The 12,720-nt window shown below is 47.1% G+C and carries 11 protein-coding genes; 3 read left to right on the top strand and 8 right to left on the bottom strand.

Features of this window, described 5'->3' with window-relative positions; translation table 11 throughout:
* Positions 1-6: 6 nt before the first annotated feature.
* The 3 genes from trmB to AC0VYA_RS19880 are packed head-to-tail and all read right to left on the bottom strand — an operon-like array spanning position 7 to position 2,421.
* The gene (gene trmB, locus AC0VYA_RS19890) at positions 7-684 is read right to left on the bottom strand and encodes a tRNA (guanine(46)-N(7))-methyltransferase TrmB (RefSeq protein WP_475489424.1); all 678 of its coding nucleotides are present in this window, start codon (positions 682-684) and stop codon (positions 7-9) included.
* Between the two features lie 14 nt (positions 685-698).
* Positions 699-1,469, bottom strand: a complete 771-nt coding sequence (locus tag AC0VYA_RS19885) for an ABC transporter permease (protein ID WP_475489423.1) — start codon at positions 1,467-1,469, stop codon at positions 699-701.
* The gene (locus tag AC0VYA_RS19880; protein ID WP_475489422.1) at positions 1,462-2,421 is read right to left on the bottom strand and encodes an ABC transporter ATP-binding protein; all 960 of its coding nucleotides are present in this window, start codon (positions 2,419-2,421) and stop codon (positions 1,462-1,464) included. The genes AC0VYA_RS19885 and AC0VYA_RS19880 overlap by 8 nt, the downstream gene beginning before the upstream one ends.
* Before the next feature lie 276 nt (positions 2,422-2,697).
* Between AC0VYA_RS19880 and AC0VYA_RS19875 the strand changes: the two genes are divergently transcribed.
* A complete protein-coding gene (locus AC0VYA_RS19875) occupies positions 2,698-3,288 on the top strand; it encodes a carboxymuconolactone decarboxylase family protein (RefSeq protein WP_011576633.1) in 591 nt (196 codons plus the stop codon).
* Positions 3,289-3,318: 30 nt separating this feature from the next.
* Here the strand turns inward: AC0VYA_RS19875 and AC0VYA_RS19870 are convergent, their stop codons facing one another.
* The 5 genes from AC0VYA_RS19870 to pdsO all read right to left on the bottom strand — a co-directional run bounded on the left by AC0VYA_RS19870 (position 3,319) and on the right by pdsO (position 9,508).
* A complete protein-coding gene (locus AC0VYA_RS19870) occupies positions 3,319-4,752 on the bottom strand; it encodes an alpha/beta hydrolase (protein WP_475489421.1) in 1,434 nt (477 codons plus the stop codon).
* A 131-nt stretch (positions 4,753-4,883) separates the two neighbouring features.
* Positions 4,884-5,345, bottom strand: coding sequence for a hypothetical protein (locus AC0VYA_RS19865; protein WP_475489420.1), 462 nt, complete (start codon positions 5,343-5,345; stop codon positions 4,884-4,886).
* A gap of 211 nt (positions 5,346-5,556) precedes the next feature.
* On the bottom strand, positions 5,557-6,273 hold the full coding sequence (locus AC0VYA_RS19860) for a class GN sortase (RefSeq protein WP_475491101.1): 717 nt from the start codon (positions 6,271-6,273) through the stop codon (positions 5,557-5,559).
* A complete protein-coding gene (locus tag AC0VYA_RS19855; RefSeq protein ID WP_475489419.1) occupies positions 6,270-8,663 on the bottom strand; it encodes a marine proteobacterial sortase target protein in 2,394 nt (797 codons plus the stop codon). The genes AC0VYA_RS19860 and AC0VYA_RS19855 overlap by 4 nt, the downstream gene beginning before the upstream one ends.
* Before the next feature lie 20 nt (positions 8,664-8,683).
* A complete protein-coding gene (pdsO, locus tag AC0VYA_RS19850) occupies positions 8,684-9,508 on the bottom strand; it encodes a sortase-associated OmpA-like protein PdsO (RefSeq protein ID WP_475489418.1) in 825 nt (274 codons plus the stop codon).
* Between the two features lie 243 nt (positions 9,509-9,751).
* Here pdsO and pdsR point away from each other — a divergent pair, with 243 nt between their 5' ends.
* Positions 9,752-10,453 carry a proteobacterial dedicated sortase system response regulator gene (gene pdsR / locus AC0VYA_RS19845; protein WP_473476539.1) on the top strand — a complete coding sequence of 234 codons (702 nt, stop codon included), beginning with the start codon at positions 9,752-9,754 and terminating at the stop codon, positions 10,451-10,453.
* 5 nt (positions 10,454-10,458) lie between these two features.
* Entirely contained in the window at positions 10,459-12,696 is a 2,238-nt protein-coding gene (pdsS, locus tag AC0VYA_RS19840) for a proteobacterial dedicated sortase system histidine kinase (RefSeq protein WP_475489417.1), read from the top strand.
* Positions 12,697-12,720: the final 24 nt, after the last annotated feature.

Below are 12,720 nucleotides of genomic sequence, written 5' to 3'. Positions count from 1 at the left end.
CCGCGATTACAACTGGCTAATCACTTGCCAACTGTGTTGGCCGCTAGCCCAATATTTGCGTTCAAATGGGGTGATAGCTTGCGCATGGTTATATTGCTTCATGTCTGCGCTAAACCCTGCTAGTTCAAGGGCCAAAGCAAATTCCTGAATGTAAATTTGCCAGTTGCTACGCACTTCAAGTTGCCCGCCCAATTTAACGATTTCTGCAAATGCTGGGCTGCCGTGCCAACGTCTTTGCACATGCGCTGCTTTAGGATAAGGATTAGGGTAGAGCAAAAAGTGTTTACTCAAACGCCATTCGGCTTTCACCGCCAAACGCCAGAAGTCATTTAGATCCGCTCTGAGTATCAAGGCATTATCCTGCTTTAGACTGTAATGCTCATGTTTGCCCACGCGCAGCGCTGACTTGTCGACCCCTATGACTTTGGCCTCTGGGTGCTGATTGGCAATGTGTCCGGTGCTTTCGCCTACACCACAGCATGCATCTAAAATCAGCGGCCCTTGCCAATCATCTAGCCAGTCTTGCGCTTGGGAAAATGCTTGTAAGGTATGTTCCGTCAATGGGCGCTGGCTGGCGTGTTGCAAGTGACGAGCAACCAAATCTGGGAGCTTTTCATGCACCCCAGTTTGATTGCTATCGATATGCCGAGAATTGCCTTCGGGCGCAGAATAGTTATGACTCACGTTTGTTATTTCACCTAGCTTCTAATGCCAACGCCGCGATTAATCAGTGAATACGCAAAACCTAGCAACACCACATTAAATACCACTAACAAACCCAATGAATACACGTAATCCACGTCAGACACCCCTAAAAACCCATAGCGAAAGCCATTCACCATGTACACGATAGGGTTAATTTTACTGACCCATTGCCAGAATTCAGGCAACAATGTTAACGAATAAAACACCCCGCCTAAGTAGGTCAATGGCGTCAACACGAAGGTAGGTACCACGCTGATATCATCGAACGACTTAGCAAATATGGCGTTAATTAAGCCTGCGGTAGCAAACAAAATCGACGTTAATAGCAAGGTAATGATAATAATGGGAATACTGTGCAGGCTTATATCGACAAACAACATGGATACACATGTCACGATAATACCAATGAGTATCGCCCGTGCGACCCCGCCGCCCACAAAACCCGCTATGATCACCCAGTTTGGAATGGGCGCCACTAACAATTCTTCAATGTTGTGCTGAAACTTAGCACTGTAAAAAGAGGAGGATACATTTGAATATGAATTGGTGATCACTGCCATCATAATCAGCCCAGGTACAATAAACTCCATGTAGCTAAAGCCGCCCATTTGGCCGATGCGACTGCCAATTAAGTTACCGAATATCACAAAGTACAAGGACATCGTAATCGCTGGTGGCACAAGCGTTTGTATCCAAATACGCAAGAAGCGAGTGCACTCTTTTATCCACAGTGTTTGCAGCGCAATCATGGTGCGATTACCCATTCGCTAACTCCTTCTTTTTTTGTTCATTATTCGCTAGCTCCGCACGGCCTGATTCAACCAAGCGTACAAACAATTCTTCCAAGCGATTCGACTTATTGCGCATGCTCAATACTTGTATTTGCTGGCTTGATAGCTGCTCAAAAACGTTGTTTAAACTCTCTTCTTTGGCCACATCCACTTCTAACGTGTGGGCATCCAATAAACGATATTCAAAGCCCGATAGTGCAATATTCTGATGCTCACCTGCTAAATCAAAAATGAATGTTTCAATATTTAAGGTGGCAAGCAATGATTTCATACTGGTGTTTTGTACAATCACGCCCTTATCGATAATCGCGATGTTGCGGCACAACATTTCGGCTTCTTCAAGGTAGTGAGTGGTCAGTATGATGGTGATCCCTTGCTCGTTAATCTCTTTTAGGAAAGTCCACATTGAGCGGCGTATTTCGATGTCCACCCCTGCGGTAGGCTCATCTAAAATTAACATTCTAGGTTCGTGCATTAAGGCCCGCGCGATCATCAGGCGACGCTTCATACCACCGGATAAATTGCGCGCTGGCTGGTGACGCTTTTCCCATAAGTCCAATTGCTTAAGGTATTTTTCGGCACGCTCTTTGGCGACATTGCGCGGTACACCGTAATAACCCGCCTGATTAACCACGATCTGGGTCAACGTTTCAAACTGGTTAAAATTGAATTCTTGTGGCACCAAGCCAATGCAAGATTTGGCTTCAACGGGTTGTGTATCTAGCGAGTATTCAAAAATGTCTGCACTGCCACTGGTTTTATTCACCAGAGAACTGATAATCCCAATTGTGGTTGATTTGCCAGCGCCGTTTGGACCGAGTAGGGCGAAGAAATCCCCCTGTTTGACTGCTAAGTTAATCCCATTAAGGGCTCGGGTTCCACCTTTATATACTTTGGTTAGCCCTTTGATATTCAATGCATTCATGCTTTATTCCGCGTGATTTTCAGGATGTTGGATAATCTGTTTTAACGATGACTGCCAACTTAGAGAGACAAAATGAAAAAGCACAAAGTTGTTGGCTGGATGTACTCACACCGAAAAGTATGCATTATACCATGGCGATGACTGAATAGAACATGATGGGCACTGAATAAAATGTAAGGTTTTTAGTTTGTTAGCCCCCAAAAGAAGTTCGGTGTATATAAGCAGCAATGCGCACATCGAAATTAATATACCAACTATAACAAGAGAGGAAAATCCATGGCCCATATGCAGCCTTTACCCAAAGAAACCACACCTGAATTAGCGGAAGACTTCGCAATCTTTGAACAAATTTTAGGTTTTGTACCCAATAGTTTGCTAACGATGCAGCGCCGACCAGACATCGTACGCGGTTTTGGGGTGTTAACCAAAGCGGTGATGGCAAAAGACGGCACGGTTGATTTAGGTTTCAAACGTCTATTGGCACACTTTTCAAGCCGAGCTGCAGGTTGCCAATACTGTGAAGCGCACTCCTTAATAGCCGCTAAAATTCACGGTATTTCTGATGAAAAGGTCGCCGCAGTGTGGGAATACCAAACCAGCCCACTTTATTCAGATGCAGAGCGCGTGGCCCTTGATTATGCCCTTGCCGCAGGTTCAGTGCCGAACGCGGTGGATGAGCCACTTATGGCACGCATGCGAGCCTACTGGGAAGAAGATGAAATCGTCGAAATTCTAGGCGCTATTTGCTTATATGGCTTTCTAAACCGCTGGAATGATTCCATGGCCACAGATTTAGAAGCTACGCCCAAAGCGCTAGGTGAAGACGTGCTCGCCCAAGGCGGCTGGACAGGCGGCAAACACGTGTAGAAGTGCTAAATAATCGCGCTTAATTGAGGGCTAAAACTCATGCTTGCCGTATATCCAGTCGAGCCCTTGTATGGACGTGGTTGGAAATGCGGTAGCGTGTGTGGCGCCATCAATAATCTTAAAATTGAGTTTTACATTCTCTGATGCGCCAGCCGTTATTTTTTCAGCGAGCAATTGAGCGCCCTTCACCATGTCTTTACGCTCACCGAATTCTGGCGACTCTAGGTTGCCGACGCTAAGATACACCTTGGTTTTATGCTCCGGGCTTTGCATCGCCAGCGACAGTAAGTAGTCATTATTGAACCATACGGAAGGGCTGCCTAGCACATACGCTGAGAATGTTTCTGGGGCCGTAGATAACACATAAGCGCCAAATAGTCCGCCAAGGGAGTTGCCTACATATGTTCTGTGTTCATCATGGGCGCGGTAATTTGACTCGATATATGGAAACACTATGTCTTGAATAAAGGTCAAGTGGGCTTTTGCGCCGCCTGTTTCTAGTTTCCAATCGCTGGCTTTTGCAGGGGTAAAGTCTCTGATTCTGCTTGATGCGCCTTTCGACCCTTTAGCGTATGAAATGGCTACAATGATTGCTTCTTCCATTGTGCCACTGTTCATGGGGAATCGAGTGGCGCCAGAGACCAGTGGGAAACTGTAGGGTGCGTCAGTGAGATAGATCACTGGATAATGCTTACTTTTATTGGTGCGGTAAGAGCGAGGAAGCTTGATGAAAAGCGGATAAACTCTTTTTGATATAGGCTCTTCCAGTTCAACTACCTCACTTCTGGGGACGCTATAAGCCGCTTTTTCGGGTGCTTTGTTTAACCATTTTTTAAGTGGTTCAACCCACGCGTTATGTGGCCGGTAGAAAGCGCCATGTTCTAGCCCTGTAGAAATTGAAACTTCTTCAAATGACGTCACCTTATGACCACTGCGCGGTATGACGTTTTTACAGGAGCCAACGGTATCTGAAGTCTCATAAATTGAGAGGATATTACCCTGTAAAGTCACATCATTATGAGTGGCAAGGCTGCTGGTGCAAGCAGCTAAAATCACATAATTAATATCACTATTAGCTAGGTAGCTTGAGGTGATAGCGGTGATAAAACCGCCGCGAGAAAACCCCACTAGCGTTATATTACTGGGAGATACGCCCTTTTTCATTAAGTACTGAACTTGATGTTGGAGTTTCTTGGCATGCTCAAAAGGGTCAGTATTTTTCGCCCTGTGCTCAGCTATAATGAAGGCGTCTAGCGTTGAAAAGGTCTTAAGTATTGCAGGGAAATCATAAGGGCCCCAAGACGGATGTTCTGGCGTTGTGTCAACGCCTTCGACAATCAAACCGTGAGAATAAAAAACATAACGCGCATTTGAATCGATAGATGCGGGGACTTCGCTGTAAATACCGCTCGCCACAGCATTGGCGCAATGAAGAATAAAAATAAATAAGATAGCGAGCTTCATGCTTTTCCTTGCCTAACCCCATAATGGTAGTGAGTAAAATGTGTTGGTAAGTGATATACAGCGGCGCAAATTACCCTAAACCCACTTCAAATTCCATATTACGGTTTAGAGAAGAGGCCATATGGTGGTACTCAAGCTTCTCTATTTTGGCTGCTATTGCCTGACAAGTCTTGTATCGTTTGCAACATTTCAAGCACGCTCGCTCTTAGTTTTGCGTCTTTGCTATGGATTGTGCCTAGGGACTGATCAGACGCCGCTGACTGCTTGGCTAGGGCGATGGTGTCGTATTTCTCATCGGGGTCAAAATTTCGACTAGGGGGAGCCATTAAGGCTAAGCTCTCTTGGGACGTTATTAATCCATGTTCGAGCAGTTCTGTACCCATGCTGACCAGTTCATTATAAGACATATTGTTTGGATTATACTTGGCGGCGATCTCCTGTAATTTACTCTCGGCATTTAACCCTGCGTCACTGAGCGTTACCTTATCTATTGTTTGATTTTCATTGGCCGCATTCAAATCTGTAGCGACCGAAGTAGCGGTATCGCTCATTTGGTAAATACGACTGACTTGATCAGGGCTATTTATATACATAACATCCTCTGCTGAAAATAAAGCGCAAACGAGCGCTTAGGCCACAAGATTGGCCGAGCGTTAAATTTGACTACGTAATCAATCTCAAATTGCAATAAATAAGCCAAAAAAATCAGACCAATATACAAGCCAAGGGCTACTTTTGCCCTCAGTGATAGGGCGTTCTTAGGAAGGCTTTTGCCGCCTAAAACAACCGAACGGCAATCGCTGGTTATCGCACGCGTTCGGCACTGACCACATAGCGCATCGTCGGGTTGGGTATCATTGCGTTAAACGGGTAGCAGGTGATTAATGTGAGTTGGTCTACACCTTGTGACTCGATGATGTGAGTTTGGCTTTGATGCACAATGAAGGTCGATGTGACACGGTACTGCCCTTGCGCCTCGAGAGTTTGCACGTCTATGGAATCTCCCTTGTTCAGGTATTGCAGGGCGGCGAAGTGAGTATCTCTGTGACCCGTGATGACACTATTGCCGCCCTCAAATGGGAGTGGAGTCGCACTCATATGCCCAGGCCCAAATGCCATTGTACGCCCTGATGCCCCTGCTAAAACGTATAAGGGCTCTCCCGATAACGAGCCTAATGACTTACTCGGTAACGTTAGTTTGGCCACAGGATAGGTATCAGCCCATGGCCAAGGTTTAGTTTTTATGGCTTGCGCTTCGAGTGTTTGATTAGCGCTATGGGAAGGGATGTTAGCTTCAGCGGCATGAACGCTATGTTTCCAAGCGCTGGCGATAAGCACTTGCGCAAATTGTGCCTTCGCCCACACGTACGCACCGTTTGAAACCAATAGCCCGCCGCCAACTAAGCATGTGAGCCAGATCGGGCCTAACAGAGCACTTTTTACACTATCTCGGCTAAACCACACAGCCCACTTTGCCTCGTTATCGCGCACGTTCGTGCCTAGTTCAGCGCCTGAAATCATGACAACCGTTTTTGGCGCGCGCACAATGCAATTCCCAAAAGTAGCAGCCCTAAGGTGATATGCAGCGGTGCATTGGTGGCCGTTTGCGGCAATTGGCCAACCCTTTGTAACCCAGTCATTTGTGACCTCGCCATAGCAAACCCAACAGGCGCGTTGTGGTTAATGGGTGTGTTTTTGCTGTTCTCGTGCTCTGGTTTAACGTCCTGGGGGGTAGGCGGCTTTTCATCCACGGCAATAAGGCTAGTGAACTGGCTTACAATATGATGCTCAAGGGCAATATTTGTAATGCCGTCTTGCCATTTTTTACGCATCATTGGGCGCATTTCGCTGTCGCGTTCTCGGCGCAAGGTATGACTGAGTTGTGTGATTTTCTCTCTCGCCCAAGCAACGCCTAAGCCGGCGCGTTTGGTTGTGGGGCTCAGGGGCATGCGGATTGACCAAGGTTTGCTTGATACTGCTCGTGCTGACTGCCAACCCGTCACCTTGAGTGCATTGTCGGGTTGTTGCAGTTGCATGCCATTTTCAAGGTGTGTCACCGGCACTCGGTAATGAATAACCAAAGGTTGGGCGGCATATAAGTCAGGAATAACACTGGGGTAAAACTCGGTCTCTCGGGCAAATTCAATATGTATATCTTGCATCACAGGGCGAGTCAGTTTGTTAAACAATGCCGTCATCTTGTGTTGTACCTGTTGAATGTCGCCAATGTAGGTAAAGGTGCCCCGGCCAGCTTGTGCGGCCTGGGTCATAAAATAACTGTTGGGCGCCGAACCAATGCCGATAGTAAACAATCGGTTGTCCGCCAACTTACTTTCAATCAGGCTCATTAAGGCATCTTCATTGCTCACACTGCCATCGGTGATAAAGACCACTTGGCGAAGCTTGTGGGAGCCAAGTAAATCGCTATCATCCCTATGGAGTGAAGGTTTGTTTAACGCTAATGTTAGCGCGGGGGCCATTTCAGTGCCGCCATCTGCGTGTAAGCTGGCCACCCAATTTCGTGCGCGCTGAATATGTTTGGCTGTAGCGGGCATGGCACGTTTCCATAACGCTTGGGGGGCGTCATTAAATTGAATAATATTGACGTTATCTTCTGGGCGCAGCTGCGTTAAGGCAAAGTCTACAGCGCGCTTAGCTTGCACAATCGATTCCCCCGCCATAGAGCCTGAGGTATCGAGTAAGAACACCACTTCTCTTGAGGGCATCTGTTGGGCGACGGCTCCGCCAGTGGAATGATATGCATCTTGCACAGGTGGAGTAAGCATCACTAGCCCATAACGATACTTGCCTTGGGTTTCGCTAAAGTGTGCTGCACTGGGAGCATCGCTTGAGGCGGGTTGCCACGTTAGAGCGAAGTCTTGGTTGGCGATATGCTCTTGAGCCAATTCAATGTGATAGCCACTGTTTTTCTCTCCTTGTTGGCTGATGTTGATAGGGTGATGTTCGCTAGTAATGTCGTCAGCGGTCAGTGCAAAGCCACTGTCTAGCTCAACGCTGATGCGAATCGGGTTGGCCGGCTCATCAGCTGTTTTTACTTGCTGGCTTATTGCTGTCACGCTTTGCCCCCATCCCTGAGTATTGACCGTGGCGACTGTACTCTTGTTAGTCGCATTATTGGGTGAGTAACGCGGTGTTATTGTCATGGGAAAGCGCAAATTGAATGTTTGTTCGTCAAACCCAACCACCTGTTGATATTCAATCGTGATGCTGACGGATTCATTTGGGCCAATGTTGGCAATAGTATTAGTGAAAAGGTTGGGGCGATGTTGTTCAATTAAGCTGGCTTTTCTACCTTGAGTTTTAGCTTGCTCGAAATGCGCCTTGGCTTGTGCTTTGGGCATGATTTTGCCTTTGATTCTCCGCTCACCTATGTGCATATCGAGATGATCGACGGCGGCATTTTCAGGTAAAGGAAAGGCGTAAATTCCATTTACCCAATCTTGACTAGGGTTATGAAAACGCTGAGTAACCTTGGTTCTGGCTATCATGCCTGTGATGTCGATTTTTACATCGGTACTTAACAGCGGACTAAGCTGATAACGGCGTTTTTGATGAAGTTGACTGGGATCATCATTGTTGTTTGCACTAGGGGGATCGCTCATTTTGCTTTCATTTACGTTCGCGCGCGAGCGTGCTTCTGAAGCGTCACGTAAGTAAAATAGACTGCCTTGGGCGACGTCATTAATAGAGTCGACATACACGATGGGAGCACTGTCGTCCCGGGTTTGTGGGCGACTAATACGGCCATTAAAACTGGCCTTATGTTGTTCGTTTTGCATTTTGCTTTCCTCAACGTCGGGCTGAATAAGGTATTGAGAAGCGGCGCTGTGCAACACGCCTATGGTGCTAACAATCAACAGCAGCCCGCTGAATTTAAGTAATAGGGACATTCCTGTTCTCCGGTTTAGGTCTATTTACGTGGCGAAGCAGCCATAAGCGATGAATGAGACGCGGGCTGGATAGATAACGTGACCTTACGGGCGAAAAACCAACTCTCTGGCTCGCTTTTATCACTCGCCACGGCGGACTCGCCAAAAGACTCAGTGTGCAATTGCGCGCCAGGCACGTGCTGCTTTGTTAAGTAACGTTTAACGCTGATAGCCCTTTGCTGAGAAAGCGCTTGGTTATAATGAGAACTGCCGCGCTCGTCGGCGTAGCCCGCTAAGGTTATTTGTAGATCGGGGGACTGACGCACAAGCGCAGCAATTAAATCTAACTGCCTGTGATAATGGGATTCAACAGCATGAGAGCCGGTGCGAAATTGAATGTTCGTTTCAATTGGCGTTATAGAGTACGACTCAGTCGTTTGTTCTGTGCTTTGCTGCTCTGTGCCGTGATGCGCTGTAACGTTATGGCTCTCTAAGCTCGCGGTGAGTGCGGTGTGATTGTCGGGCTTTTCTTGCTGATACATACGCTGCTGAGCCAGGCGTAAGGCAACCAACTGCTGCTCTTTTTGCCTCAGTCCAGACTGAGCTTGGGCTAATGCATTGTCGTTGTTTATATCATTTGAAATAAACAGGCCCATTATACCGCCAATCACGCCGCCTACTGGCCCACCGACTGCAGTGCCTAATAATGCGCCTGAGCCAAAGCCAACGAGATCATTCTGGGTGTTTGACTGGGCAGATTTCTCCTTCGTGGTTTGGGCATGTGGCGTTGTTTGCGCGTAAGTTAGTGGGGCAACAGCGTGGTTGATGAGCAGTGCGAGGGTAAGTGCAATTGCGCTATATTTCATGATAGTTCCTTTACTTTTTTTGAAGGTTGGCGTTTTTGATTGCACTATTACACAGCGAATTTGCGGCGATTTAATGGGTGAAAAATGGCAATCTTTGGGGCAATTGTGGCGAAAAAATGGAAATTTACTGATGTCAGCAAAATGTCTGATTTTTAGGATATAGTGACGTCACCAAATAAAGCGGCGACCTATTAAAGTGCAGTCGCCGAGTAAAGTGCGTCACTGAATAATATGAGTGTGGTTATGTCTCAACGTATTGCGCTAGTGGAAGACGATCTCGCTATTCGAGAAAACTATACCGCAGCCCTCAAAAAACAAGGATACGAGGTTATCTGTTACGCCAATCGCCGGCAGGCTGAGCAAGGTTTTGCTCAGCGCCTGCCTGACTTGGCGATCATTGATATTGGATTACAGGACGAGATCGATGGCGGCTTTATGGTTTGCCAGCAATTACGCAGTTTATCCAAAACCTTGCCGATCATTTTCTTCACTGCCAGAGATAACGATTACGACACCATTTGCGGTTTGCGCATGGGGGCAGACGACTACCTAACAAAAGACATTAGTTTGCCTCATTTGTTGGCGCGCATCGCTGCCTTGTTTCGCCGTGTGGCGCTGTTGAATCAACCCCAATTGTCAGAGGACGTAATACAGACTGGTGAATTAAGTATCGACAGCAAGCGCATGACCGTCAGTTGGCAAACACAAGGCATTGAGCTAACAGTGACTGAATTTTGGATGCTACACGCCATTGCCAAGTATGCAGGGCATGTTAAAAGCCGCCAGCAGTTGATGGATGAGTCAAAAATGGTGGTAGACGACAGTACTATTACGTCGCACATCAAACGTATTCGCAAGAAATTCCAGCAAGTCGACAGCCAGTTTGATCGTATCGAAACGGTTTATGGCATGGGTTATCGCTGGAAAAATGGCATGAGCCATTAACCTTGATGAGTCGCTCTACCAGTCTAGCTAAAAGTCGCAAAGTGAATCATGTTTACAACAAGGGACGGTTTCGATTTCGCTTTGGTATACGCTTAAAATTACTCGCTTTGTCGATATTTTTGTTTGCCATTCCTTGGCTTGGGTATCAATACGTGTGGGAGCTAGAAAGCTATCTACGTATTGGGCAAGAGCAAACCATGGTTGGTACTGCGCGTGCAGTTGCGACCGCCTTGCATGAGCGGCCCGCTTTATTTGATACCCAAAGCGCTTACCTGACCGATGTAAAACCTGGGACTGACTTATACGCCCATAAAATTTACGACCCAATCCGCTTAGATGGCAAGCTAGATGATTGGTTGGATTATCAGCATTTAAGCCTTGAGTATGGGCGAGCGCATCTACTTGATTACCTTAATGACAGCGACGATTATCAGCCCAGCAGTTTGCATTTCCGGCATATGGTGGGGCAATTTGGTGAGTACCTATACGCCATGTTCGAAGTCACCGATGAGAGGGTATTGCTAAGGGCTAAAAACAGTCTGCGGGTGGACCGCAATGACTATCTGCAAATAGCCATGACCGGCCCTGACGGTAGCTTTAAACGCTATGTTGTGGCACCGCAAGAGGCAGGCTGGGTTAACGCGTATTTGCTATCTGAATCTGTGGACTCTATGCGCCCTGTTTCACTTGAAACGCAAATTCAAGGCCGATGGTTAAACACTGCTAAGGGCTACAACATAGAACTGCGATTCCCTTTGGCCATGATGAGCAGCAAGATCGCCTTTGCCATTACGGATGTTGACGACCCACAAACTCGGGAAATACGCTATCGCATAGGTACCGCCAACCCGAACAAGAGCGATACCCTTGGCACGGTATTGGTGCCATCGCCGGAGATAGAGAACATTCTCAAAGGGTTAAAATACTCAAACGCAAGGGTATGGGTCATTGATAAACACAAACGGGTACTGGCTCGCTCTGGCAATATTCATAAATCGGTTGGTTTAAGCAGCAGCGCTTATTCATCAAACAAGGATCAGCAAGCTAGCTGGTGGCAAAGCATAGAGCAGAAATGGTTATTACCCCTGTACTATCAAATTCTGACCAAGCCCCCAGCGGATTTTATTGATGACCTACAAGATGCGTATGCGTTGCAAGGACAAGATATTAATCAAGCGCTAATGGGGGCACCGGCCTCTTTATGGCGCTTAAGCCCAGATAACAAAGCGGTTATTCTGTCGGCGGCGCACCCCATTTTCATAGATGAGAATGTGATGGGGGCTGTGGTCGTTGAGCAAACCACCAACGGTATTCGCACGCTAAGAAACCTCGCTCTCGAAAAACTATTTCATGTGATATTAGCCGTGATGGGGTTAGGGACCTTGGCGCTTTTTTTATTCGCCTCTAGGATGTCGTTTCGCATCCGTAAGCTTAGAAATCAAACAGAAGCGGCGATTGACCAGCACGGTAAAATCATTGGCACAATTCCCAGTGCCACCGCGGGAGATGAAATCGGTGATTTGGCAAATACGTTTAATATCGTGCTGGGCAAACTTGGGCAGTACAACGCTTATTTGCAAAATATGTCAGCCCGTTTATCCCATGAGTTGCGCACCCCTGTGGCAATAGTGAAATCGTCCTTGGAAAACCTGCAACTGAGTCAACAGACAGATGAAGACGCCCAGTACATCGAACGGGCGCAACTTGGGATTAAACGCCTCAGCACTATTTTGAATAACATGAGTGAAGCAACCAGATTGGAGCAGGCAGTACAAAGTGACGAGCGAGAAGAGTTTGCTGTAAACGCCTTGCTCAGCGGCTATGTTGAAGGTTATCGAATGACCTACGCTAGTCATAAGTTTGCCTATGCAAACGAGGCGGGGGATGTGCTGCTGCTCGGCTCAGGTGATTTATTTGGCCAAATGCTGGATAAGATCATCGCCAACGCACTTGAGTTTAGTCCTGAGAATTCCCTTGTTGCTATTAAGCTCAGACAACATGCAAGTAAGCATTTACTTACTATAGAAAATGACGGCCCATCGTTACCGAATGATATGGAGGGTAAGCTATTTGATTCCATGGTATCGGTACGCCCTGAGCAGGCTACATCTCAGCCGCACCTTGGGTTGGGGCTATTTATTGCCAAAGCCATCGCACAATTTCACGGTGGTGATATTCAGATAGAAAACCGCACTTTAGAAACGGGTGAGCATCTGGGTGTGCGGGTGTCTTTGCTTTTTTAAAGAAACAAGTTGTCTATTATTTGC

This window comes from Paraglaciecola sp. QJM3NY_14 (genome assembly GCF_056173245.1).
The sequence above is the reverse complement of the archived record's forward strand: the minus strand, read 5'-3'. Positions and strand labels throughout refer to the sequence as shown.

Bases quoted from the DNA above. Each gene is read 5' to 3' on its own strand.
- AC0VYA_RS19885 (WP_475489423.1), bottom strand. From the start codon at position 1,469: ATGGGTAATCGCACCATGATTGCGCTGCAAACACTGTGGATAAAAGAG.
- AC0VYA_RS19880 (WP_475489422.1), bottom strand. From the start codon at position 2,421: ATGAATGCATTGAATATCAAAGGGCTAACCAAAGTATATAAAGGTGGA.
- AC0VYA_RS19875 (WP_011576633.1), top strand. From the start codon at position 2,698: ATGGCCCATATGCAGCCTTTACCCAAAGAAACCACACCTGAATTAGCG.
- AC0VYA_RS19870 (WP_475489421.1), bottom strand. From the start codon at position 4,752: ATGAAGCTCGCTATCTTATTTATTTTTATTCTTCATTGCGCCAATGCT.
- AC0VYA_RS19865 (WP_475489420.1), bottom strand. From the start codon at position 5,345: ATGTATATAAATAGCCCTGATCAAGTCAGTCGTATTTACCAAATGAGC.
- AC0VYA_RS19860 (WP_475491101.1), bottom strand. From the start codon at position 6,273: ATGATTTCAGGCGCTGAACTAGGCACGAACGTGCGCGATAACGAGGCA.
- AC0VYA_RS19855 (WP_475489419.1), bottom strand. From the start codon at position 8,663: ATGTCCCTATTACTTAAATTCAGCGGGCTGCTGTTGATTGTTAGCACC.
- pdsO (WP_475489418.1), bottom strand. From the start codon at position 9,508: ATGAAATATAGCGCAATTGCACTTACCCTCGCACTGCTCATCAACCAC.
- pdsR (WP_473476539.1), top strand. From the start codon at position 9,752: ATGTCTCAACGTATTGCGCTAGTGGAAGACGATCTCGCTATTCGAGAA.
- pdsS (WP_475489417.1), top strand. From the start codon at position 10,459: ATGAGTCGCTCTACCAGTCTAGCTAAAAGTCGCAAAGTGAATCATGTT.